Genomic DNA, 24,001 nt, shown 5'->3' with positions numbered 1-24,001 from the left:
TACATATTGTGAATAAAATAAATTTTTAATAGACCAAAGTGGCTGATATAAACAAAAAAGATTACTCTGCAGATAATATTCAGGTATTAGAAGGTTTGGAGGCTGTTAGAAAGCGTCCTGCTATGTACATTGGAGACATTGGCGTCAAAGGCCTTCATCATTTGGTATGGGAAGTTGTAGATAACTCCATTGATGAAGCGTTAGCAGGTTATTGCTCTGAAATAACTGTAGAGATCAACAAAGACAACTCTATTACAGTAAGTGACAACGGTAGGGGTATTCCTACAGGTATTCATACCAAAGAAAACCGCTCAGCATTAGAAGTAGTTATGACTGTACTTCATGCCGGTGGTAAATTTGATAAAGATACCTATAAAGTTTCTGGTGGACTTCATGGTGTGGGGGTGTCTTGTGTAAACGCACTTTCTACCCACTTGAAAGTTAATGTATACCGGGAAGGGAAAATATTTCAACAGGAATACGCTAAAGGTGTGCCTCAATATCCGGTAAAAGTAATAGGAGAAGCCAGTACCACTGGTACAGTTGTTACTTTTTATCCTGATACCTCCATATTTGTTGTTTCTGAATATAAGTATGAAACAATTGCAACACGTCTTAGGGAATTAGCCTTTTTGAACAAAGGGATCAGGATCAAACTTAAAGACCACAGGGACTTGAATGAGGCGGGAGAGCCTAAGTCTGAAAGTTTTTATTCTGAAGGTGGCCTTAAGGAATTTGTTACTTACCTAGACTCTACACGTGAACAGCTTATCCCTGAGCCTTTACATATGGAAGGTGAGAAAGCAGGCGTTCCTGTAGAAGTATCTATGATATACAATACTTCTTATACAGAGAATGTATTCAGCTATGTAAATAATATCAACACCATTGAAGGTGGTACGCATGTCGCAGGTTTTAGGCGTTCCCTTACCCGTACTTTGAAAGCCTATGCTGAAAAGTCTGGCATGCTGGACAAACTGAAGATTGAAATCAGTGGAGATGACTTTAGGGAGGGGCTTACTGCTATCATTTCGGTTAAAGTTGCCGAGCCTCAGTTTGAAGGGCAAACTAAAACAAAGCTTGGAAACTCTGAAGTGTCCGGGGCTGTAGATGCTTGTGTGGGCGAAATGCTAAACCAGTATCTTGAAGAAAACCCTAAAGAAGCCAAAGCTATAGTTCAAAAAGTGGTTTTGGCAGCTCAAGCAAGGTATGCGGCAAGAAAAGCCCGTGAAATGGTACAGCGTAAGAACGTGCTTACGGGAACCGGTCTTCCGGGAAAACTGGCCGACTGCTCTGACTCCGATCCATCTGTTTGTGAATTGTACCTTGTAGAGGGTGATTCGGCAGGTGGTTCTGCCAAACAAGGGAGGAACAGAAGGTTTCAAGCGATACTGCCATTGAGGGGTAAAATACTTAATGTGGAGAAAGCCCAGGAACATAGGATATATGACAATGAAGAGATCAGGAACATGATCACAGCCTTGGGTGTCCAGTTTGGAACTCAAGATGATGAAAAGGGGCTGAACCTTGAAAAACTGCGTTACCACAAAATCATTATCATGACCGATGCCGATGTTGATGGTAGCCATATTAGAACATTAATCCTTACTTTGTTCTTTAGATATATGAGACCTTTGGTCGACCTTGGATATCTTTACATTGCATTGCCGCCACTTTACCTCGTCAAAAAAGGTAAGGAAGAGAGGTATTGTTGGGATGAAGAGCAAAGAGTTGCCGCAATTAAGGAGCTAGCTAAAGATGGCAAAGAAGAGAATGTAAATGTGCAGAGGTACAAAGGTCTAGGGGAAATGAACCCTGAGCAGCTTTGGACTACGACAATGAACCCTGAAACGCGTGGCTTGAAACAGGTAAGTGTTGAATCTGCCGCAGAAGCTGACCACCTATTTTCAATGTTAATGGGAGATGAAGTAGGGCCAAGAAGAGACTTTATTGAGAAAAATGCTAAATATGCAAAGGTGGATGTATAAGGGTGGATAACTTACCCTTATATCTTATTATCTGGTGATGATACTTTTACCATTTTACAAAAGGAGTTTCTTTTGGCAAACTTTTACATAAATAATTTAGGGTTCAGGATATTTGAGCCCTTTTTTAATTTTACCAGACGTATAAAAAATAAACTGTCTATGCTATTTCAGCCAAAGACAACCATAAATACCAGTAACTATATAAGCCGAGACCTGAGTTGGATTAAGTTTAACGAGCGGGTACTTGATCAGGTGCGGCTGCCTAATAGAACTGTTTTTGAGCGGTTAAAATTTCTTGCCATTACGGCTTCTAACCTAGATGAGTTTTTTGAAATTCGTGTAGGCAGTTTGTATAATTATATCGATTATGGAAAAGAAAGGTTTGACTATTCTGGTCTGAAAGAAGGACCTTTTAGAAAAAAACTACTTTCTGAAGTTCAAAACTTCTATAAAAGTCAACGGGAAATTTTTCTAAACAAACTGCTCCCTCAGTTTGAGGACAATGGTTTTGTTATTTCAAATATAGATTCTCTTTTTCCTGAGGAAAAGGACAAGGTCTTGGGGTATTTTAAAAATATTATTTTCCCCATGTTAACACCTATGGTTTATGATAGCTATCATTCATTTCCTATTTTGATGAATAAGCTATTGATCTTTGGGGTGGTAACCAAAAGCCCTGATGCAACCAAGGACTTTAAAAGGCTTTCGTTTGTACAGATACCTCAAAACCTGCCACGATTTTATGAGATTGAAAGGGATGGGGTTATAATTTTCGTTCCGATTGAAGATGTCATTCGTTGGAAAATCGATAGCCTGTATAAGAATGTAGAGATCATTTCTGTCAACCTTTTCCGTATTACAAGAAACGGGGATTTTTCTTTGGATGAAAGTGATGATATGGAAGCCCGTTTTATTGATGAAATAAAGCGGAAGCTCAAGTCAAGAAGGACTGGAAGGGTTGTGAAAATTGAAATTGAAGAGGGATATTCCCCTTGGATGATGAAAGTCCTTCGGGAGCGTTGGGATATAGACGACTACAATATCATCAATAGCTCTGGTATTATAGATTATACGGGACTATGGCAAATAGTGAAACATCCTGAATTTAGGGGAGAAATACCGTCGCCACCATCTCCTGTACCGCCTTTAAGTTATAAAAGCCCGGATTCTTCTGATATTTTTGAATACTTGAAACATCAGGATGTGTTGATGCACCATCCTTATAACAACATGCAGCCTTTGATAGAGCTGTTAGAGAAATCAGCAGAGGATCCGCATGTGTTGGCTATTAAAATTACCATTTATAGGCTTGCTAAAGATTCTCGGGTTTCTAATGCACTGCTCAAAGCTGCTGAAAACGGTAAGCACGTTTCTGTTTTATTTGAAGTAAAAGCACGTTTTGACGAAGAAAATAATATCAAAGAAGCCCAAAGGCTTCAAAAGGCAGGTTGTTTTGTTATTTACGGTATAGGTAATTTAAAAACTCATACCAAGCTTCTTTTGGTGGTACGTAAAGAAGACGATAAAGTGCGCAGGTATGTGCATATGTCCAGTGGTAATTACAATGAGGAAACTGCTAAACTTTACACAGACTTGGGGCTGCTCTCTACTAACGAGGTGTACGCCCATGATGTCAATGATTTCTTTAATGTAATTACCGGCCACTCATTGCCAAGCGTTTACCAAAACTTGATTACTGCACCAGGAGATATGCGTCAACAGTTGATAGAACTGATGGACAAAGAAGCTTCTAATGCTGCTAAAGGGCTCCCTTCTGGTATCGTAATTAAAATTAATTCTTTACAGGATACAGAAGTTATAGATGCTTTATATCGTGCTTCTAATGCAGGTGTTCCTATTAAGCTCATTGTAAGAGGTATGTGTTGCCTTAGGCCTGGAAGAGAAGGTGTGAGTGAGAATATCTTGGTTAAGTCTATTGTAGGGAACTATTTGGAGCATACAAGGCTGTTTTATTTTCACAATAATGGTGACCCGAAGGTGTACGGAGGTAGCGCAGATATGATGGTCAGAAGTTTCGAAAGAAGGATTGAAAGTTTGTTCTTAATAGTGGATACTTTGCTCAAAAAACAGGCTATTAATATTTTGGTGTATAACTTGAAAGATAATGTAAACTCATATTACCTTCAGGAGGATGGAAGTTACACCAAACCTGAACTAAAAGAAGGGGAAACGCCATTTAACATTCACGAAGAGTTTTACAATGTTACTATAGACATAGTGCAAAATGCCAAACTCTTCTGATTTGGGAGCAATATAGGGGTGGCTTTGGATATGACATCAGCAAACGATCCTAACTTATAGGTAAGACCTCGCCAATTTTCGGTATTTTCAAATCACCATTTATTTTGTTTTTGTTTTCATAAATAGTCCGTACAGGTTCTCCCATTGGTTCATCTGAAAGGTCATACGTTCCATAGTGCATAGGTATAAAAGTGTTTCCGCGTAAGTCATTGAAAGCGCTAATAGCTTCTGTCGGGGATAAATGGGATGGTTGCATTAATGAACTGGGCTTGTAGGCACCTATAGGCATGAGGCAGTAATCTATTGGACCAAATATTTCCGCAATGGTTTTGAAGTGCTTGCTTGTAGAGGTGTCTCCTGCAAAATAGATAGTTTTGTCGCCAGATTTTAACAAAAAGCTTCCCCACAGCATGTTGTTAAGGTCTAATAAGCCTCTTTTGCTCCAATGGTTTGCAGGCAGAAATATCACTTCTACTTCTTTGCATATGCTAAATTTTTGATACCACCCTGCTTCTTGATAATGAATCCTATCTTTTAACAAACTAGCAGCTTTTAAAGGTATAAGTGCTTTTAGGTTGGGGTTTGACTTAACTATTTCTTCATAAGATTTTCGGTCAAAATGGTCTCTGTGGGCGTGGGATAGCAGCAAATAGTCTACATTGTCAATGTCTTTGGCAGGGCATGGCAAGTGTTGGTTTCTCTTAATAAGCGGAAGGTCATAGAAACAAGGGTCTGTTATAAAAACTTTGCCGTTAAACCTGATGTAAAAAGAGGCATGGCCAAGCCATGCGATGTGGTCTCTTGTTTCACTAACAAAATCAGTTCCAGTAATGATGTCTGGTTTAAAAGTATCCCGTTCCTTTTCTGCTTGCTGGGGATTTTTGCTCAACTTCCATTTTAGAACTTGAAAAAGGGAAGGAGGAAAAGTCCCCGAGTCGTTAACAAATCTACCTTTCTTATAAGTGTTTCCTTTATAGCCTTTCAAAACAAAAGGAAGTTCTGGGTTAGATAGGTACATAGTAATTACTTTTCTGGAAGGGTAATTGTAAATGTTGTTCCTTGGCCATCTTCTGACTGTAGGTCAATGGCCCCTCCTTTACTTTCAATGATTTTTTTTACAATTGCCAAACCTATTCCGGTACTGTCTGCAGCCTGTCTTCCGGGTACTGTTTGAAATATATCGAAAATTCTTTTCTGGAATTTTTGGGGAATACCTGGACCATTGTCGCTAATTTGAAAGATGTGTTTTTTATCAGGCTTCTCTGATTTAATTTTTATGAATCCATCTGTTTCTTTGTCGTGATACTTTACTGCATTGCTTATTAAGTTCTGAAGCACTTGTTGCAGTAGTATTTTTTCAATAGATATGGTTTCTGTATAAATTTCTTTTACAATTTCTATGTGTTGAGGTGGTTTTATCGCTTCTAAAATTTCTTCTACCAGTTGGTTGATATTTAGTCGCTCAATGGGCAAGTCTTTTGATGATTGGGCATAGGTAAGTATGCCGCTGATCATTTCATTCATTCTGCTAATTGACTTTTTTATCATTTCGGTCTGCAACAGAATATTGCTTCCACCTTTGCTTTTTAGATCATCTTCAATAAGGGAGAATACACCTTCCATGGTTCTCAATGGCGCTTTTAGATCGTGAGAAACAATAGATGCAAATCTATCTAAGTCATCATTTTTCTCTTCTAGTTTTTTTGCGTACTCCTTGACCGGGGTAATGTCCAAACCGATACCAATTACTTTTTCCAGTTGCTTTTTTAAATTTACTACTGGGGTAAAGTGGAAGTTGTAATACACTTCCTTAGATGTTTTATAGAGTACAACTTCTTTAGAAAATGATTTCGTACCAGTCTTTTTTGTTTCGATTAACTTGGAAAGTTCTTGGAACTCAGGAATAGAAGGGAATAGCTCATATAGTTTTTTGCCAATAACTTTGGTGAATGGGAATTTGGTGAAATGTGCAAACGCTGGATTGGCGTAGTCAACTGTGCAATTGCTGTTGACAGTGAACACCGGACTTGCTGTTTTTCGCGCAATGATGGATAACTGATAGTTTTCTTTTTCAGAAATGATCGATTCTTGCAGCTTTTCTTTATTAAATAAAAATGCAGCAGCCATTCCTGTGAAGAGCCTTAGTATTTCTCGGTGTTTTCTGGGAATAGCTCTTTGATCAGAACTGCTACAAGAAACTAAACCCCATAGTTTATTTTCAGAAAGAAGAGGGATGCAAAAGAATGAAGCGGTCTGTGTCGCTTTTAACTGACTAATGTTTTCCTCTGAAAAGCCTCTAAATGAAATGAGAGATTTGTCTGCATCTTTTGGCAGACGAATGGGCGTAGGCTTATAGTTTATATCAGGAATATAGTACCAAAGGTTTTTTTTTAGGAATTCAATAGCAGGTGCTGGAGTTGGTGTGTTAAATTCGGCACCTAAATAGGAGGGACTTTCTTTTTCGATATCTTCTGCTACTATGGCACTATGCTTTTCTGAATAAAACTTTAAAATTCTCACAGATCCATAACCGGACAATTCTTTGACTGTTTCCGCTATATATGTCAGCAGGTCTCCGACGGCTGTAATTTTTGTAAGACCGGACAATGCTTCGTTGGAGTGCAAAAAGCTGCTTTCGTAAGGGGCTGTTTCTGTTTCAAGTTCTAGATATATGTATTTTCCTTGTAACAGGAACTTTCCCAAATAAGGCTCTTTTGCACCCTCAATGAAAATGACAGTCTCTTTGGGAATACCTTCTTTTAAAGACTTAAAAAAAAGATTTGTGTCTGTAATACCTAGCAGTGAAATAGCTTCGGGCAAAATCACTGTATGTTGAGGTATTAGAGGTGATGAAGACTTTACAATGGTGAGCGAATCAGCATCTGCTAAAATAAAAATACCGTAAGGTTGTAAGTGATCAGCCGGTGTGGGGTTTATTCTGACACAGTTCTCCGACGCCGACTCTTTGTTTCCATTCATAAAGTTATCCAGTCTCTGAATTTGTTAAATGTTTCGTTTGCACTATTAACTATTTCATCTTCATTACCTCCATTATCGCAATAAGAAGTTAATGCTTCTCTAAAGGCTTTCCACTTGCTTCCTGTTTGTGAACCGTAACCGTGGAAAAAAGAACATCCACGTTCATTGGTCAACCCTAGGGTTTTGTTGATGTTTTTAGAAATTACCGTTCCCCCCAACGTAGAGCCTTCCATAACATATAAACAACCGAATGCTTGATTTAGATTTTCTACAGGAGGAAGTTTTTCGCAAAGTATTGGGTTTTCAGGTGTAGATAAGGTTTCTAGATCTTTTAAAATGAGGTCGGTTTTTCTTCTTTGAGAAAGGTCTGGTAGGTATTTGTCCAGAATGGCGTGGTGGCTTTCAACCTGTTTTTCGAGTGGGTTAAAGTAACCGTAAAACTTTTTTAGAATATGAACATATTGTTCCTGTGTAAAATCATCACTTGTTACTGGCGACATTAAACCGCTTTCTTCTACCAATCGGTGGTTTTCGGCTGTTTCTTTTTTTAGTCTTTCTAAGATCATTTCTGGTATTTATTTACAGTAACGAAATTGGTGTCCTCTACTTTATCTTTGTGCTTTTCATAAAGCATAAGCATAAGTCCATCTTTTAAACCTACTTCAGGAACAAACATTTTCGTTGCTTTTGCCCACTTCATCACTTTCATGTAAATATCAGAGGCTGGCAATATGACATCTGCCCTGTCAGGGTTTAACATGAGAACATGTATACGCTCTTCGTAGTCGTAGGAAGAGATGAAATCTTTGACTTTCCCAATTCTTTCGAGAGATATAAAGTGCTTTTTGTCTTTGGGCTGGTTCAATTTGGCCACGTCATAGATCTTACCGATATTTCCGCCGGTACCTATGGCCACCACAGGTCTCGGCAGGTTTTTGATATTTTGTTCTACCCAGTTTTTCATGTGGTCCCATTCTTCAGGATTTACAGTGCCGTTTAGAAGCCGAACAGAACCTATTTTAAATGAGCGGGAAGCCATTTTCTTTTTGTTTTCATAGATGTTGAGCTCAGTACTCCCCCCGCCCACATCTATGTGTATATAGCTTTTGTTTTCATCAAGCTCATTGTAAAGTACTTTGTTGATCAGCTCCGCTTCCAGGTCGCCTTCTATAATTTCAATGGAGACACCTAAAAGTTCTCTAACCTTATAAGCTATATCGGATCCATTTTTGGCTTCGCGCATAGCCGAGGTAGCACATATCACAAAATCATCTACTTCGTACAGCTCCAGGAAATTTTTAAATGTCTGGATCAGCTTTATAAACTTCGCCTCTTTCTCTGCACTTATCTCTCCATACTTGAACACGTCATGGCCTAAACGGAGGGGGAAACGAACATACTCAAGTTTTTTAAATGAGAGCACTTCGTTATACCTTAATACTTTGGTTATTTGGATTCTTATCGCATTTGAACCAATATCTACTGCGCCTAATTTCAAAGTTCCTAATTTTTAAAAGGGAAAATTTCTTATGTACCAAGGCATAAAAATAAAGTATTTTCTGGAATTTTTAAGCATAAATTATTTATCTAAAATAAATTTAGGAGTCCTAATACACGTTTCTTTTTAATAAAGATCTTGGTTAAGAAGTTAAATTAACCTTATTTTGCAACATCTTATCAGGAAAGATGGAGGGACTGGGCCCTGTGAAATCTTAGCAACCTCATATAAGGTGCTAATTCCCACTTCGGATAATGCCGAAGAAAGATAACGAATGTCTAACCTTTCTGACCTTCCCCTGTTTTCTTTACCTGAACACATCAATATTTTTTGATGATTAATAACTTGTACTTGATTTAACCTAAAATTCAGTTAATGAAATTTGATATAGAAGAAATTCTTAAGAAAAGAATATTGGTATTGGATGGAGCTATGGGTACCATGATCCAAGACTATAAGTTGGGGGAAGAAGATTTTCGAAGCAATAGGTTTAAGGATCATCCAGGCGACCTAAAGGGAAATAACGACCTTTTGTCAATAACCAGACCTGATATTATTAGCACAATACATGCTAAGTATTTTGCTGCAGGTGCGGATATTGTTGAAACTAATACTTTTAGTTCTACTTCTATTGCCATGGCTGATTACCACATGGAGTCATTGGTATATGAACTGAATTATGAATCAGCAAGAATTGCTAGGGAAGTAGCTGATGAGTTTACTGAAAAAGAACCTCATAAGCCTAGGTTTGTGGCTGGTTCTATAGGGCCAACCAACCGAACGGCTTCGCTTTCGCCAGATGTTAACAACCCTGGATATAGGGCTGTAACTTTTGACCAACTAGTAGAGGCCTATTATGAGCAGGTTAAAGGATTAGCAGAAGGGGGCGTTCACCTATTGCTGGTAGAGACAGTTTTTGATACGCTAAACTGTAAAGCCGCGCTATATGCTATAGAAGATTATTTTGAGGATAGTGGCAAGCGTCTCCCTGTGATGGTTTCAGGAACTATAACAGATGCCAGTGGAAGAACACTGTCTGGACAAACTGTGGAAGCTTTTTTATATTCTATTTCCCACCTTCCCCTGTTAAGTATCGGGTTTAACTGTGCGCTTGGTGCAAAACAGTTGAGACCCCACTTAAAAAGCCTTTCTGCAGAATGTAATTTCAATGTAAGTGCACACCCTAATGCAGGGCTTCCCAATGAGTTTGGGGAATACGACGAAAGTCCGGAGGAGATGGCTTCTGTGGTAGAGGAGTTTTTGCAGGAGGGGCTTATAAATATAATCGGTGGTTGTTGTGGTACCAAGCCTGAACACATTAAAGCCATTGCAGATTTGGCTGAAAAGTATGAACCGAGGGTATTGCCTGAAAAGCAAGCTGCACTAAGGTTAAGTGGACTGGAGCCTTTGAAAGTTTTTCCAGGATCTAATTTTGTCAATATTGGCGAACGTACCAATGTTACTGGTTCCCGGATGTTTGCCAGGCTTATCAAAGCTGGAGATTATGAAGAAGCGTTGGCCGTTGCCAGACATCAGGTAGAGGGTGGTGCCCAGGTGATCGATGTTAATATGGATGAGGGAATGCTTGAGTCAGAAGCTGTAATGACAGAGTTTCTTAACCTTATTGCTTCTGAGCCTGATATCTCCAAACTGCCTATTATGGTGGACTCTTCTAAATGGTCGGTCATAGAAGCGGGTTTGAAATGTATACAGGGTAAAGGTATTGTTAACTCCATAAGCCTTAAAGAAGGGGAGGAGAAGTTTAGGGAGTATGCCAAAAAGGTGAGGAAATATGGTGCCGCTGTGGTGGTAATGGCTTTTGATGAGACTGGGCAGGCTGATAATTACCAAAGAAGAATTGAGATTTGTAAAAGAGCATACGATATCTTGACCCAGGAAATTGGCTTTCCTGCTGAAGACATTATTTTTGACCCTAATATTTTGACGGTTGCCACCGGTATTGATGAGCATAATAATTATGCTGTAGACTTTATCAATGCTGTTAAATGGATCAAAGAAAACTTACCTGGCGCAAAGGTGAGTGGAGGGGTAAGTAATATATCTTTTTCTTTCCGTGGTAACGATGTGGTCAGAGAAGCCATGCACTCTGCTTTTCTATACCATGCCATAAAAGCTGGCCTGGATATGGGTATCGTAAATGCCGGAATGATTGAGATCTATGAGAACATTCCTAAAGACCTATTGGAACATGTAGAGGATGTTTTGCTGAACAGACGCCCTGATGCTACTGAGCGGATGCTGGAAATGGCTGAAAAGGTAAAGAATAAAGGTAAAACCGCTGTTAAAGATGAAACCTGGCGTAAACAGCCGGTAGAAGACCGTCTGTCTCATGCCCTTATTAAGGGGGTTATAGATTATATAGATGAAGATATTGAAGAAGCTCGCCAGAACTATGATAAACCGCTTGAGGTAATTGAAGGGCCTTTGATGGCTGGGATGAACATCGTCGGTGATTTGTTTGGTGAAGGTAAAATGTTTCTCCCTCAGGTAGTAAAAAGTGCAAGGGTAATGAAAAAAGCCGTTGCTTACTTGCTCCCTTTTATCGAAGCGGAAAAACTCAAGTCGGGTGATACAGGAGAAAATGCCGGTAAAATATTACTAGCAACTGTAAAAGGTGATGTGCACGATATTGGGAAAAATATTGTAGGTGTGGTGCTTGGGTGCAATAATTATGAGATTATTGATTTGGGTGTAATGGTTCCTACTGAGAAAATCCTTGAAGCGGCCAAAGAACATCAGGTGGACATTATAGGCCTGAGCGGACTTATTACTCCATCTTTGGATGAAATGGTGAATGTGGCGAAAGAAATGGAGCGTGAAGGTTTTAAGATGCCTCTGCTCATTGGGGGAGCTACTACCTCCAGGATTCATACGGCAGTTAAAATTGACCCGCATTATTCGGGTGCTGTTGTTCACGTATTGGATGCTTCCAGAAGTGTGCCAGTGGCCGGTAATCTATTACAAAAAGAAACAGGCCAAGATTACTTGAAGCAGGTTAAAGAGGAATATGCAAAAGCGCGTGAGGATCATGCAGGTAGAAAAAAGGATAAAAACTACCTCAGTATCGCTGATGCACGTGCTAATAAGGCAAAACTGCATTGGGATGAGAAAACAGTTACCAAACCTACTTTTTTAGGAAATAAATATTTTGAAGACTACCCTCTGGAGGAGTTGAAAAAATATATAGACTGGACTCCTTTCTTCCAGACCTGGGAGCTAAGGGGGAAGTTCCCAAAAATATTTGATGACCCTTATGTAGGAACAGAGGCGCAGAAGCTTTATGAAGATGCCGTTAAAATGCTAGACGAAATCATTGATAAAAAACTGCTTAGTGCCAATGGTGTTATCGGTTTTTATCCTGCCTCTCGTTTAGGAGATGATGATATAGCACTGCATGGCTTTAGCACCGAAACCATAAGCCAAGAAGGAAAAACTGTGGAGGTTTATAAAGAAGATAGGAGTACGACCATCGAGGTATTGCACACCCTTAGACAGCAAGGGCAAAAGGGCAAAGGTATTCCCAATATAGCCTTGTCAGACTTTATAGCACCGGCAGAAGCCAATGTCGATGACTATATCGGTTTTTTTGCGGTAACTGCGGGCTTAGGCATTGAGCCTTTGGTAGAAAAATATGAAAAAGATCATGACGATTATAATTCGATTATGGTAAAAGCTTTGGCTGATCGTTTGGCGGAAGCTTTTGCTGAATGTATGCATGAGAAAGTTCGTAGAATGTACTGGGGTTATGCTCCAGATGAGCAGTTGGACAACGAGTCATTAATTAAAGAAGCTTATAAAGGTATAAGGCCAGCACCAGGTTATCCAGCTTGCCCTGACCATACAGAGAAGACTATGCTGTTTAGGCTGTTGGATTGTGAAGGACGTACAGGGATTAAGCTTACGGAAAGTCTGGCTATGTATCCTGCATCTTCGGTAAGCGGAATGTATTTTGCACACCCTAGTTCAAAATACTTTGGCTTGGGCAAAATAGAAAAAGATCAAGTAGAAGATTATGCCGTAAGAAAAAATATGACGGTAGAGGAAGTTGAAAAGTGGCTAGCGCCGAATTTAAGTTATGATATATAAAACAAATGTCCGGTTTGTATCAATCAAACCGGACATTTTTCTTTTTAGCACAAAGGTTCCGCAAATAACCAATAATTCTCTAATGCACAATCCAGGTTTAAGTTTAGGCCTTATTGGTTAGGTTGGGACTCTGATACCATCTGGGAGGACTTTGCCTCTTTATATTCCTGCATAAAAGCATTGACTTTATCTAATAAGGTGTTTACCTGTTTAGAGAAATGCTGGATTTCAGGTCCTATGTCTTGCGCAGATTGGTTAAACTTGTCTTTTAAAACTTTTCTGGTATTCTCTCCTTTATCTGGAGCTAATAACAATCCAGCTACGGCACCAGCCGCCATTCCTATTAATAAGTATTTTCCAGAACTAGCCATTGGTTCTAATAATTAAAAGTTACACAAAAATTCTATATAGTCTTTAAGCTTAAAAATGCCTAAATGTTTAGCAAAGCTATATTAATTTGCTTGCCCTTTTACTTCATTGCCATATTTATTGACCAAGGTAAAAGCAGACTCTCTAACAGCAGATATTTTGTCTAGGCTTTTTTGTACAGTGTTATTGACATCATCTTTAAACTGATTGGTCTTACTGGAAATATTTGTTCTGGTGCTTTTTCCATTGTCAGGAGCTAAAAGAATTCCAGCTATTGTTCCCGCAGCTACACCTATAAGAAATCCTGTGAAAAATTTTCCTGATTTTGTCATAACTAATTCTTTTAAAATTTTGATCCTTTTAATAATGTTCCAAAAGATACTAAAGTTTCTTGTATCTTTTTAGTAGTATTTCTTTCAAAATGATTTTGTTAAGCTTGTTTTTTACTGTTTGGATGTTTTGTCGTATATGCGTTTGCTTAACTATCAATCAGGTTTGGATGCTCATTATTCATAACATTAGCATAACCAGATGGTTTTACTAAGTTAACTCCGTTAGAAAAAAGATTGTTTAAAAAAAAGAACCACCTTGCGGGTGGCTCTTTTGATGAACTTAAACTAGCAGTTCAGATTAGTTATTGTTGTTATTGTTGTTATCGTCTTCTTCCTCAAGACCAGCATCTTCTTGGCTGTATTTGATTTTAAGGTCACCATCTTCATTTTCCATTACAGTGACATTCTCATCTTCGCTCTCAAATACAGTGTCAAACTCTTCCTCTTCAGCTCTGGCTTCGTCTTCTTCAGCATCTCTGGCTTCGCCTCTAGCTTCACCTTCTTCAAGGCCATAACCTTCAGTTCTGCCTTCAGCTTCTTGCTTATCAAAACCTTCCTGCTTGTACTGGATTACAACCTCGCCATCTTCAGTTTCGTTGATCTTTAGGTTTTCATCCTCACTCATATATATAGTGGAAGGATCTTCGAATTCAGCGCCATATGCTCTATGTTCACCTCTGAGTTCATCTTCTTGCTGACCTCTTTGCTGATCCATGTCGCGCTCATCTTCCATGCCGAAGTCTTCCTGCTGACCTCTTTGCTCGTATGTGCCGTTTCCGTTTCTTTGATCTTGATCTTGATCCTGAGGAGTTGTTTGTGCTCCTGCTGCTGTTACGGAAAATGCGAAAATTAATGCAATTAGGTATCTCATATCTATCTCTCTCGTTTAATTTAACAACCTCTATTTTTACATCCTTCTACATTCACAACTGTTGGTATTTCTATTTGGTTCATTGGTGTTTTTTATTACATGGAAAATTCTATGTTTTTAATTGGTTTGTGTTTTTAATTAATTGAAATTGAGTTTGTTGTTGTTTTGTTTTTGTTGATAAATACAATTTTTATGTAACGTTGTTTGTGGTGGTCTGTAATTGTTTTGAAAAAGTAGCAACGGCATGGTCATGATAGGGGAGAAACAAGTAGGAATTTTAGCCTCCCGACCTATGGGTAAAGCATCTGGTTTGAAGTTAATTTACTAGTTGACAAAAGCGCCAATGTATATTCCGGGTTTACTTTAATATTACTATAAAATCAACTATTTTTGCACACTTGCTTATTGACCTAACTGAGAGGAATGAAAATAACCGAACATTTAAAAAATGCACAAAAGACATTGTTTTCTTTTGAGATTTTGCCTCCTCTAAAAGGAGAAGATATTAAATCCCTTTTTGATGCAATAGATCCTTTAATGGAGTTTAAGCCTCCTTTTATAGATGTTACTTATCACAGAGAGGAGTTCGTTTACAAAACTAGAGAAAACGGTCTACTGGAGAAGCGGACTATTAGGAAAAGGCCTGGTACTGTTGGTATATGCGCCGCTATTATGAATAAATATCACGTAGATGCTGTTCCTCATATTATTTGTGGCGGATTTTCTAGGGAAGAAACAGAAAATGCATTGATAGACCTCAACTTTTTAGGGATAGACAATGTGCTTGCATTAAGGGGCGATAATATAAAAACCGAGTCGACTTTTATTCCAGATCCTAATGGTCACCGTTATGCCACAGAACTTATTCAGCAGGTTACTAACATGAATAATGGCAAGTATCTTGATGAAGATCTTTTGGCTCCTAAGCCTTCTGATTTCTGCATTGGTGTGGCGGGTTATCCGGAAAAGCATTATGAAGCCCCTAATCTTACTATGGACTTGAACTACCTGAAAATGAAGCAGGACTTGGGTGCAGACTATGTGGTTACACAAATGTTTTTTGATAATAGTAAGTTTTTTGACTTTGTAAAGAAGTGTAGAGAAAACGGCATAACCATGCCTATAATTCCAGGGCTTAAACCGCTTACCACTGCACGTCAACTTACTGTTTTACCTGCTATTTTTCATATAGACATCCCAGAGGAGCTTTCAGAAGCTGTGCTGAAGTGCAAGTCTCCTGACCAGGTGAAACAGATCGGTGTGGAGTGGTCTATTCAACAATCCAAAGAGCTAATAGAGTTTGGTGTGCCTTGCTTGCATTATTACTCTATGGGTAAGTCGCAATCGGTTAAGAAAATAGCTGCAGAATTATTTTAAAAGTAAAGGAAAAACGTAAATGGCATTACCAGAAAAAAAATATAACCCTAAAGAAGCTGAGAAGAAATGGTATGGATACTGGAATGAAAAAGGCTTTTTCCGCTCCAAACCTAACCCTGATAAAGAACCTTATACCATAGTTATCCCTCCGCCCAATGTAACTGGTGTGTTGCATATGGGACACATGCTTAACAACACCATTCAAGATGTTTTGATCAGAAAAGCAAGAATGGAAGGCAAAGAAGCCTGTTGGGTGCCTGGAACAGATCATGCCTCTATTGCTACAGAAGCAAAAGTTGTTGCTATGCTCCGTGAGAAGGGTATCAAGAAAAGTGACCTTTCCAGGGATGACTTCCTTAAACACGCTTGGGAATGGAAAGAGAAGTATGGAGGAATTATCCTTGATCAATTAAAAAAGCTTGGAGCTTCTTGTGATTGGGAAAGAACACGCTTTACCATGGAACCCGCTATGTCGGACTCTGTCATTAAAGTCTTTATAGATCTTTATAAAAAAGGATTTATTTATAAGGGGGTGAGAATGGTTAACTGGGACCCTCAGGGAAAGACAGCCCTTTCTGACGAAGAGGTGATCCATAAAGAAGTGAACTCTAAGCTCTATTACCTAAAATATAAGGTAGAAGGGGAGGATGATTTTATTACAATTGCCACTACGAGGCCAGAAACTATACTTGGAGATACCGCTGTTTGTGTTAACCCTAATGATGACAGATATAAGAAGCTGCAGGGCAAAAAGGTCATAGTGCCTTTGATTAACCGTTCTATCCCTGTCATTTTTGATGAATATGTAGATGTGGAGTTTGGCACCGGGTGTTTAAAGGTTACTCCATGCCATGATGTAAATGACTATAATCTTGGCCAGAAGCATAACCTTGAATTTGTCGATATCCTTAATGAAGATGGTACGCTTAGTGAAAAAGCACGGCTTTATGTAGGAATGGATAGGTTTGTTGTCAGGAAGCAAATTAGCAAGGACTTACAAGAGGCTGGTATTCTTGATAAGGTTGAAGATATACGCAATAATGTAGGGTATTCAGAAAGAACGGACGCTGTAATAGAACCACGTCTGTCTGCTCAGTGGTTTGTGAACATGAAAAAATTCATGGAGGCTAACCCTGAAGTGCTTGATGCAGTAATGAGCGATGAAATTACCCTTTATCCTTCAAAGTTTAAAAATACTTATAGGCATTGGATTGAAAATATCAAAGATTGGTGTATTTCTCGTCAGTTATGGTGGGGGCACCGAATTCCTGCATGGTATATGTCTGACGGTAGCTATGTGGTGGCTGAAACCGTAGAAGAAGCAGTTGCTTTGTTTAAAAGTGAGGGTAAAGCGGTAAAACCAGAGGAGTTGAGGCAGGATGAAGATGTGTTAGATACCTGGTTTAGTTCTTGGTTGTGGCCTATTACAGTGTTTGATGGCTTAAATAAGCCTGATAATGAAGATATAAAATATTACTACCCAACAGATACCTTGGTTACTGCTCCTGAAATATTGTTTTTCTGGGTGGCAAGAATGATTATGGCTGGGTATGAGTACAAAAAAGCAAAGCCTTTCAAAAACGTCTATTTAACTGGCATAGTCCGTGATGCTCAGGGAAGAAAAATGTCAAAATCTCTGGGTAACTCTCCAGATCCGCTTGACTTAATTGACCAATATGGAGCAGACGGTGTCAGGGTAGGTATGTTGTTGAGTTCGCCAGCGGGAAATGATTTGCTTTTTGATATCAAACTATGTGAGCAGGGATGGAATTTTAGCAATAAAATCTGGAATGCCTACCGGTTGATCAGTGGTTGGGAGGTAGATGAAAGTCTTGACGGTGCTAACCAGCACGCCATTGAATGGATCAATGCAAGGGTAGACCAAGTTATCCTTGAAATAGAAGAGCATTACGGCAAGTTCCGCCTGTCTGATGCCTTAATGAGTACTTATAAGCTCGTATGGGACGATTTCTGCTCTTGGTATCTGGAGATGGTCAAACCTGATTTTGAAAAGCCTATCGATGGACATACTTATAGGGCGACCTTGCAAACTTTCGAAAAGCTGTTGAAGCTTCTTCATCCGTTTATGCCATTCATTACCGAAGAGTTGTGGCATGAAATTAAAGAAAGAGAGGCAAATGAGTGTATTGTAGTGGCAGAGTGGCCTAAAGCGCAAGAGATTAACACTGTATTTCTTCAGGAAATGGACAAGGTTCTGGAAGTGGTAGCCAATATCCGTAATATCAGAAACTCCAGACAGATTGCACGTAACTTTGAACTTGAATTGCATTACAAGTCTCCTAATGGAAATTGGCTAGATAAGTATGGGAAGATAATTTCAAAATTAGCGGTTGTTTCAGAAGTCAATGCTGTTGATGCAGGTCCAGAGGGTGCCGCAGGTTTTGTAATTAAATCTGATGAGTTCTTTGTGCCAATAGCGGGAGGGGTAGATCCTGAAAAAGAGCGGGAGCGAATAACCAAAGACCTGGAATATACCAAAGGTTTTTTAGCTAGTGTGTCCAAGAAACTTAGCAATGAAAAGTTTGTAAATGGCGCTCCTAAACAAGTTGTGGAGAACGAAATGAAGAAAAAAGCAGATGCTGAGGCAAAAATAAAAGCCTTGGAAGAAAGCCTTTCTCAGCTAGCAGGTTAACTTATCAAAGAAACTTTAATAATGAGCATCATTAACGGCCAGAGGGAACCCCTCTGGCCGTTTTGCGTATAAGAAATCATTGTTTGCCCCACTTAAATGTAAGGGTATAAGATTTCTTCAATTACCAAATTTATTGCTGATGCTGCACTACTACAGATGTATTTCTTTTTTATTTATTTTTCTTTTAGTTGTATCTGCCAACGATGTTTTGGGCCAGAACCGAAAGCAAACTAAAAAACTTGCGAAAAAACAACGAAAGTATAAAAAGGCTAAAAAGGAAGCATATACCATCAGATGGACAGACAAGGACAGCGATGGCGACGGTGTTCCCGACAAAAGGGATAAATGCCCCAATTCACCCAAAGGGGTTCCTGTTACGCCTTTTGGATGTCCTGTAGATACGGACTTTGACGGTGTCTATGACTATGAAGATGATTGTATAGATGAGCCAGGACCAAAAGAAAATAAAGGATGTCCATGGGGAGACCGTGATGGTGATGGCATTCCTGATAATAAAGACCGTTGCCCGGATGTAGCGGGTTTGAAGAAGTTCCATGGGTGTCCAGATACAGATGGCGATGGTATTCCTGACTCTGAAGATGAGTGTCCAGATGAACCTGGGATAGCGCGCTATAATGGTTGCCCGCCACCTTTTATTGATAGCGATGGAGATGGGGTAAGTGATTATGATGACCTGTGTCCAAATACTCCTGGAACAGCAGAAAACCGTGGATGCCCAGAGATTAAACCTGAAGAAAAAGAAGCATTGAAGAAAGCCTTCGAAAACCTTCTTTTTGAATCCGGGAAAGATATTATCGTAGCATCTTCTTTCAGCTCCCTAGATGAGCTAGCCAAGGTGTTGGTCAACAATCCTCACTATAAATTGCACTTAGAAGGGCATACTGACAATGTGGGTGATGATGAGGCAAACTTAATCCTTTCTCAAAATAGGGCTAAGTCGGTAAAGAGATACCTTGCTCAAAAAGGTGTGAAAGAACACCGTATATCTACCGATGGTTTTGGAGAATCTAAACCCAAAGCTACCAATGATACAGCAGAGGGGCGTAAGTTAAATAGAAGGGTAGAAATGAATATTATTTACGAATAAAATCTAAAGTAGAAGTTTTTTTAGGAAGAGAACTGCTTTATATAGCAGTTCTCTTTTTTTTAACCCAAATTAATTTTTAGGAGAATCTTTATACTTGAAGGTATTTATTCAAAATACCTGATATTTTATCTTCAGTTAGCGGTTTATTGATAAAATCAGAGGCAATAGAGTGTTTAACTCGGTCCATATCTCCTGGGTTGGTAGAGGTCGTGAGCATTATTATTACCACTTTTTCCTTCTTTTCAAGATCCAATTTTTTAAATGCTTCCATAAACTCAAAACCATCCATAACAGGCATGTTTATGTCCAGAAGGATTAAGTCAGGGGTATAGGAGTTATCTTGGGCAATCTCTTGTTCTATATGTTTTATAGCCTCTTCTCCATTCAATAGTACTTTAATGTTTTCGCATATGTTCATTTTTTTCAATAAGCGTTCATTGATATAGTTATTGATACTATCATCATCAACCAACAGAACATTCTTGAGAATTTTATTCGACATCCTATCTTTAAAATTTTTTATTTCTATACCAATATTATATAATTTTTATCAGAAAATTAATATTTAATCAAGAAAATACATAACTTTCATTGTTACTAAAAGTTCAGTAGATATGAACAATACACGAGCCATTGGTTTTTTTGATAGCGGTATAGGTGGGCTTACTGTGGCACATGCCGTTCGCAAAATATTGCCTGGCGAAAGTTTCGTATATTTTGGCGATACAGCCCACCATCCGTATGGCGATAAATCAACAGCCGCAATTCAGGCTTATGCAGTTAAAATTTGTGATATTTTACTAAGGCATAATTGTAAAGTTATTTTAATAGCGTGTAACTCCGCCTCTTCTGCTGCCTACCGTTTGGTCAAAGAGTATGTCGGAAGCAAGGCTGAGGTAATTAATGTCATAGACCCTGTAATAGACTATTGTAGTAAGCATTATGCAGGTAAAGCAGTAGGACTGATAGGTACTAAAAAAACAGTAGGAAGTAACGCATATCAGAAAAAAATTGATAAACTTGGCAATGACATTAACTTCAAAGCACTTGCTACCCCTCTGTTGGCCCCAATGATAGAAGAGGGCTTTTGCAATAACCGCATCAGTGAAGAAATTATCCAAACCTATCTTCAAGACCGGCGTTTAGAAGGCATAGAAGCTTTGATTCTGGGATGTACCCATTACCCCTTAATTAAAACGCAGATCGAGCGTTATTATCAAAAGAAAGTAGAAGTACTGGATTCGTCTGATATTGTGGCAGAGACGCTTCTTTCGTTCCTCAAGGATAACGATTTGCTTAACAATTCAGGATTGCCTCCAGAAAGTAAATTTTATGTGTCAGACTATACGCACTCATTTGCAGAGTCTGCACGTATGTTCTTTATGGAGGACCTGAATCTGGAACATTACCCCTTATGGGAGTAACAACCGCCTTTTACATGGAAAAAAACTTCTCCGGTTTAATTTTTGGCGGTACCTCAGGATCATGAGTCATCTGCCTAATATTTATTTCAATATTCCTTGCAATGGTTGTCATATTCGTGTCTGTAGGTAAGTTCTCGAAAGGGTCTTGAAGTACAATGGCTGTCTTCTCAATAAGGAAAAATGAAGCAGCTATTAGCACTACAATAGGAACTGTCCAAAGACCATAATGATCAACAAGCCCTATTGGTAGGAGCATAATAAATAAATAGATAAAGAAGTGTATAAACATGCTATAGGTTTCTGGGAAAATGGTATTTTTAATCCTTTCGCACATACCCATGCTATCGCAAAGCCTAGAAATTGTAGCTTCAATTTGTACTTGCTGAAAAGGGTTAATGTGTCCTTTGTTCAATAGTTCTTTCAGGTCATAAGCGTGAAACTGCAACAGGGCATTTGGGGTATTGTCTTGAAGGTTGGCTGATTGAGCTTCGTGATCCGAAAGGTACTTTTGCAAAACGTCTTTCTGGTCAGTGCCCCTAAGTGCATTGCCCAATGAGTAACACCAAGCGATTTGCCTTATGGCTATACTTCTTAATAGCGCCCTGCTTTCAGGATCATTTTCATTAGTAAAAGTTATCAGTTGACGGATTAGGTTCCTAGAGTCGTTTACAATAGCCCCCCATATTTTTCTAGCTTCCCACCAACGGTCATAAGCGTGGTCTGTTCTAAAACCCAGCAGAAGGGAGATTGCAGTACCTAAAATGACCGGAATAGTCAAGGGTAAGTCTATGTCAAAATATATGGTAATGTATGGTTTTACTGTATAGATTAATAGTCCGTAGGTTAAGAAAAAAATTACTTCTTTTCGTATTTTACGAAAGATGTATTTAAAAGGAATTCCTCTTTTTAAAAGCATTATAAAAAACTAGTAAAAACTTCGTGAAAAATATTGTTCAAATCACCCTCTCTAAAAGCTAATATTAAAAAGGGCTTTAAGTAAAATTAACCCCCAAAAGTAAAATTTTTTTTGTCAATTAAGTATTTGAAGTTAAAATATTAACAATATTAAATCTTTTGATAGTTTCTTCAGTGCTTGTAATCTCTGCATAACGGTTGCGCAAAGTGGTTAAGGAAGCATTGTGCAGTTCAGGTGTAACAGTAGTGCAAGCATCATCAACTAGACTAACTAAATAACCAAGGTCGCAGGCATCACGAACGGTAGTTTCCACACATTCATTGGTATAAACGCCACAAACTACAAGCTCTGTAATACCCATATTGGTTAACACATAATGTAAGTTAGTGGAAGAAAAAACACCGCTTGCCGTTTTGTTAATTACTATCTCATCTTCAATAGGGGCTATTTCAGGCAAGAACTCAGCTTCTTTAGACCCTGGCGCCGCAAGCAAGCCCAGCCTTTTGTGGCCATTGCTTCTATCTCTTCCGTCTTTGGTTAGGCTTTGGATACGGGTATGTATAACCTCACATTCATTATCCCTGAAAAGCTTTTGGAGCTTCTGGATATTAGGAATTACATAGTCGTTTAGTGTATTGAAATAGTATTCTTGTTGTTCCCAAGGAATACCAGAAGAAGTAATGTCTTTAAAGACACCATAGCCTTTTGCTGCGTCTAAATATTGCATGTCAATCACTAAAAGGGCTACATTTTTTCCGATCAGGTTTTGCTTTCGCTCTTTGCTGTCTGCTACCATGTCATGGTAGTACTCTCTCAGTGGATCAAGGTGTTTCCCTTTTTCGTATTTGTCAATATCTTTCATGTTCTAAAAAATTATTCTGTAAGTTTTAACAATGTTTGCAGCATTAAGTTTGCTCCAGCTTCAATATCCCGCCAGTCGGTCCATTCGTGCATGGAGTGGCTGATACCTGCTTTACTAGGTACAAAAATCATGGCTGCCGGTGCTATTTTGGCAACCATTTGAGCATCGTGAGCTGCTCCACTAGGCATTATGTGATAGTTCAGTCCAAGGTTTTCGGCTTGTTCTTTAATGCACGCTTTCAATACAGGCTCGCAACTGACCGGAGAAATCCAGTTGATTTCTTCAAAGTCGAACATTAGCTTTTTTCGGCGTGCTATGGCTGATAGTACTTTTCTGGAAGCATTTTTTAGCTCATGCATTACCTCTTCAGATACATCTCTTACATCCATGGAAAACCTTACCTTTTCAGGTATGGTATTGGCAGATCCTGGATAAAGTTGCACCATACCAATAGTCATTCTTGAATGTTCGCTCCCGTTTTCTTCTATTATCCTAGGAATTTCATGAGCAAAGTCTGCCAAGCCCATAAAAGCATCATTACGCATGTCCATAGGTGTGGTGCCCGCATGGTTTGCTGATCCTGAAAGCGTTACTTGCCACTTAAACAATCCTGTTATGTCTGATACTACGCCAACTTCTTTATTAGTCGAATCGAGAACTGGTCCTTGCTCAATATGGAGTTCAAGGTAGTATTTAATAGTTTTAGGGTCTCTGGCAGCCTCTAATGCCTTGTTTGGGTCATAGCCTAAATTAGTCAGTACATCAATTAGTTTGTTGTTTTTTAGGTCTGTACTTTCTAAAAGATTTCCAGGAGTCATGTCGCCAATAAAGCTTTTAGAGCCGAACATGGGGCCAAAGCGGCCTTCCTCATCACTAAAAGCGACCAGTTCGAGTGGGTATTTATGGGCAACATTATTTTCCTTGATGACCTGCAAGCATTCCAAAGCGACAATAACGCCAAGAGCCCCATCAAGAGCTCCTGCGTTTGGTACTGTGTCTATATGTGACCCTGTAATAACAGAAGGGATGGAACTGTCTTGGACAGGGAGTTTGCCATAAACATTTAACGCCCCATCCTGAAAGTTCTCCAAGCCTGCTTTTTTTATTTTCTGACATAGCCAATCTCTTGCTTCCATATCAGCAGGTGAAAAAGCCATGCGGTAAATACCCCCATCTTTTTGTTTCCCAATTTCTGAAAGCTCATAGAGATTGTCCCATAATCTTTTAGAATTTATCCTCAATTTTTCCCGCATAG

General features: G+C 39.0%; 18 protein-coding genes and 1 riboswitch. Of the genes, 7 read left to right on the top strand and 11 right to left on the bottom strand.

Annotation, left to right across the window (positions count from 1 at the left end):
- The first annotated feature begins 38 nt into the window (after window positions 1–38).
- On the top strand, window positions 39–1,988 hold the full coding sequence (gene gyrB, locus RCC89_15170) for a DNA topoisomerase (ATP-hydrolyzing) subunit B (GenBank protein WMJ74497.1): 1,950 nt from the start codon (window positions 39–41) through the stop codon (window positions 1,986–1,988).
- A 159-nt stretch (window positions 1,989–2,147) separates the two neighbouring features.
- Window positions 2,148–4,250: a polyphosphate kinase 1 gene (gene ppk1, locus RCC89_15165; protein WMJ74496.1), complete on the top strand. Its 2,103-nt coding sequence runs from the start codon at window positions 2,148–2,150 to the stop codon at window positions 4,248–4,250.
- Between the two features lie 49 nt (window positions 4,251–4,299).
- On the opposite strand, the gene RCC89_15160 is transcribed toward ppk1, so the two are convergent.
- Genes RCC89_15160 through RCC89_15145 form a run of 4 tightly spaced genes read right to left on the bottom strand, consistent with a single transcriptional unit; the run spans window position 4,300 to window position 8,727 of the window.
- Entirely contained in the window at window positions 4,300–5,268 is a 969-nt protein-coding gene (locus tag RCC89_15160; GenBank protein WMJ74495.1) for an MBL fold metallo-hydrolase, read from the bottom strand.
- Window positions 5,269–5,273: 5 nt separating this feature from the next.
- The gene (locus tag RCC89_15155; GenBank protein ID WMJ74494.1) at window positions 5,274–7,229 is read right to left on the bottom strand and encodes an ATP-binding protein; all 1,956 of its coding nucleotides are present in this window, start codon (window positions 7,227–7,229) and stop codon (window positions 5,274–5,276) included.
- Complete coding sequence (locus RCC89_15150; protein ID WMJ74493.1) at window positions 7,226–7,795, bottom strand: biliverdin-producing heme oxygenase; 570 nt, start codon at window positions 7,793–7,795, stop codon at window positions 7,226–7,228. Before RCC89_15150 ends, RCC89_15155 begins: the two co-directional genes overlap by 4 nt.
- Window positions 7,792–8,727 carry a phosphatase gene (locus RCC89_15145; GenBank protein WMJ74492.1) on the bottom strand — a complete coding sequence of 312 codons (936 nt, stop codon included), beginning with the start codon at window positions 8,725–8,727 and terminating at the stop codon, window positions 7,792–7,794. The genes RCC89_15150 and RCC89_15145 overlap by 4 nt, the downstream gene beginning before the upstream one ends.
- A 173-nt stretch (window positions 8,728–8,900) precedes the next feature.
- Window positions 8,901–9,001: riboswitch (SAM riboswitch) on the top strand.
- 101 nt (window positions 9,002–9,102) lie between these two features.
- On the opposite strand from RCC89_15145, the gene metH reads away from it, so the two are divergent.
- On the top strand, window positions 9,103–12,834 hold the full coding sequence (metH, locus tag RCC89_15140) for a methionine synthase (GenBank protein ID WMJ74491.1): 3,732 nt from the start codon (window positions 9,103–9,105) through the stop codon (window positions 12,832–12,834).
- A 110-nt stretch (window positions 12,835–12,944) separates the two neighbouring features.
- On the opposite strand, the gene RCC89_15135 is transcribed toward metH, so the two are convergent.
- From RCC89_15135 to RCC89_15125, 3 genes are all read right to left on the bottom strand, one after another.
- The gene (locus RCC89_15135) at window positions 12,945–13,205 is read right to left on the bottom strand and encodes a YtxH domain-containing protein (GenBank protein ID WMJ74490.1); all 261 of its coding nucleotides are present in this window, start codon (window positions 13,203–13,205) and stop codon (window positions 12,945–12,947) included.
- Between the two features lie 81 nt (window positions 13,206–13,286).
- Window positions 13,287–13,535, bottom strand: a complete 249-nt coding sequence (locus RCC89_15130; GenBank protein ID WMJ74489.1) for a YtxH domain-containing protein — start codon at window positions 13,533–13,535, stop codon at window positions 13,287–13,289.
- 298 nt (window positions 13,536–13,833) lie between these two features.
- Entirely contained in the window at window positions 13,834–14,406 is a 573-nt protein-coding gene (locus tag RCC89_15125; protein ID WMJ74488.1) for a hypothetical protein, read from the bottom strand.
- A 423-nt stretch (window positions 14,407–14,829) separates the two neighbouring features.
- Here RCC89_15125 and metF point away from each other — a divergent pair, with 423 nt between their 5' ends.
- The 3 genes from metF (at window position 14,830) to RCC89_15110 (ending at window position 19,544) form a co-directional block, all read left to right on the top strand.
- Window positions 14,830–15,783: a methylenetetrahydrofolate reductase [NAD(P)H] gene (metF, locus tag RCC89_15120; GenBank protein ID WMJ74487.1), complete on the top strand. Its 954-nt coding sequence runs from the start codon at window positions 14,830–14,832 to the stop codon at window positions 15,781–15,783.
- A gap of 19 nt (window positions 15,784–15,802) precedes the next feature.
- The gene (locus tag RCC89_15115) at window positions 15,803–18,436 is read left to right on the top strand and encodes a valine--tRNA ligase (protein WMJ74486.1); all 2,634 of its coding nucleotides are present in this window, start codon (window positions 15,803–15,805) and stop codon (window positions 18,434–18,436) included.
- A 139-nt stretch (window positions 18,437–18,575) separates the two neighbouring features.
- Window positions 18,576–19,544, top strand: a complete 969-nt coding sequence (locus RCC89_15110) for an OmpA family protein (GenBank protein WMJ74485.1) — start codon at window positions 18,576–18,578, stop codon at window positions 19,542–19,544.
- Window positions 19,545–19,632: 88 nt separating this feature from the next.
- Here RCC89_15110 and RCC89_15105 read toward each other — a convergent pair whose 3' ends face one another.
- Window positions 19,633–20,046: a response regulator gene (locus RCC89_15105; GenBank protein WMJ74484.1), complete on the bottom strand. Its 414-nt coding sequence runs from the start codon at window positions 20,044–20,046 to the stop codon at window positions 19,633–19,635.
- Between the two features lie 112 nt (window positions 20,047–20,158).
- Here RCC89_15105 and murI point away from each other — a divergent pair, with 112 nt between their 5' ends.
- A complete protein-coding gene (gene murI, locus RCC89_15100; protein ID WMJ74483.1) occupies window positions 20,159–20,968 on the top strand; it encodes a glutamate racemase in 810 nt (269 codons plus the stop codon).
- A gap of 10 nt (window positions 20,969–20,978) precedes the next feature.
- On the opposite strand, the gene RCC89_15095 is transcribed toward murI, so the two are convergent.
- The 3 genes from RCC89_15095 to RCC89_15085 form a co-directional block, all read right to left on the bottom strand.
- Window positions 20,979–21,884 carry a bestrophin family ion channel gene (locus RCC89_15095; GenBank protein ID WMJ74482.1) on the bottom strand — a complete coding sequence of 302 codons (906 nt, stop codon included), beginning with the start codon at window positions 21,882–21,884 and terminating at the stop codon, window positions 20,979–20,981.
- A gap of 118 nt (window positions 21,885–22,002) precedes the next feature.
- Window positions 22,003–22,746, bottom strand: a complete 744-nt coding sequence (locus RCC89_15090) for an isochorismatase family cysteine hydrolase (GenBank protein WMJ74481.1) — start codon at window positions 22,744–22,746, stop codon at window positions 22,003–22,005.
- An 11-nt stretch (window positions 22,747–22,757) separates the two neighbouring features.
- On the bottom strand, window positions 22,758–23,999 hold the full coding sequence (locus tag RCC89_15085; GenBank protein ID WMJ74480.1) for a Zn-dependent hydrolase: 1,242 nt from the start codon (window positions 23,997–23,999) through the stop codon (window positions 22,758–22,760).
- Between the last annotated feature and the right edge of the window lie 2 nt (window positions 24,000–24,001).

It is taken from the genome of Cytophagaceae bacterium ABcell3, from assembly GCA_030913385.1.
GTDB lineage: Bacteria > Bacteroidota > Bacteroidia > Cytophagales > Cytophagaceae > ABcell3.
Note: the sequence above shows the minus strand (reverse complement) of the source record. Positions and strands in the feature narration are given on the sequence as shown.

Coding starts and splice junctions, on each gene's coding strand:
- metF (WMJ74487.1), top strand. CDS start 14,830: ATGAAAATAACCGAACATTTAAAAAATGCACAAAAGACATTGTTTTCT.
- RCC89_15095 (WMJ74482.1), bottom strand. CDS start 21,884: ATGCTTTTAAAAAGAGGAATTCCTTTTAAATACATCTTTCGTAAAATA.
- RCC89_15135 (WMJ74490.1), bottom strand. CDS start 13,205: ATGGCTAGTTCTGGAAAATACTTATTAATAGGAATGGCGGCTGGTGCC.
- metH (WMJ74491.1), top strand. CDS start 9,103: ATGAAATTTGATATAGAAGAAATTCTTAAGAAAAGAATATTGGTATTG.
- RCC89_15150 (WMJ74493.1), bottom strand. CDS start 7,795: ATGATCTTAGAAAGACTAAAAAAAGAAACAGCCGAAAACCACCGATTG.
- murI (WMJ74483.1), top strand. CDS start 20,159: ATGAACAATACACGAGCCATTGGTTTTTTTGATAGCGGTATAGGTGGG.
- RCC89_15115 (WMJ74486.1), top strand. CDS start 15,803: ATGGCATTACCAGAAAAAAAATATAACCCTAAAGAAGCTGAGAAGAAA.
- RCC89_15085 (WMJ74480.1), bottom strand. CDS start 23,999: ATGCGGGAAAAATTGAGGATAAATTCTAAAAGATTATGGGACAATCTC.
- RCC89_15105 (WMJ74484.1), bottom strand. CDS start 20,046: ATGTCGAATAAAATTCTCAAGAATGTTCTGTTGGTTGATGATGATAGT.
- RCC89_15110 (WMJ74485.1), top strand. CDS start 18,576: ATGCTGCACTACTACAGATGTATTTCTTTTTTATTTATTTTTCTTTTA.
- RCC89_15160 (WMJ74495.1), bottom strand. CDS start 5,268: ATGTACCTATCTAACCCAGAACTTCCTTTTGTTTTGAAAGGCTATAAA.
- RCC89_15090 (WMJ74481.1), bottom strand. CDS start 22,746: ATGAAAGATATTGACAAATACGAAAAAGGGAAACACCTTGATCCACTG.
- ppk1 (WMJ74496.1), top strand. CDS start 2,148: ATGCTATTTCAGCCAAAGACAACCATAAATACCAGTAACTATATAAGC.
- RCC89_15125 (WMJ74488.1), bottom strand. CDS start 14,406: ATGAGATACCTAATTGCATTAATTTTCGCATTTTCCGTAACAGCAGCA.
- RCC89_15155 (WMJ74494.1), bottom strand. CDS start 7,229: ATGAATGGAAACAAAGAGTCGGCGTCGGAGAACTGTGTCAGAATAAAC.
- RCC89_15130 (WMJ74489.1), bottom strand. CDS start 13,535: ATGACAAAATCAGGAAAATTTTTCACAGGATTTCTTATAGGTGTAGCT.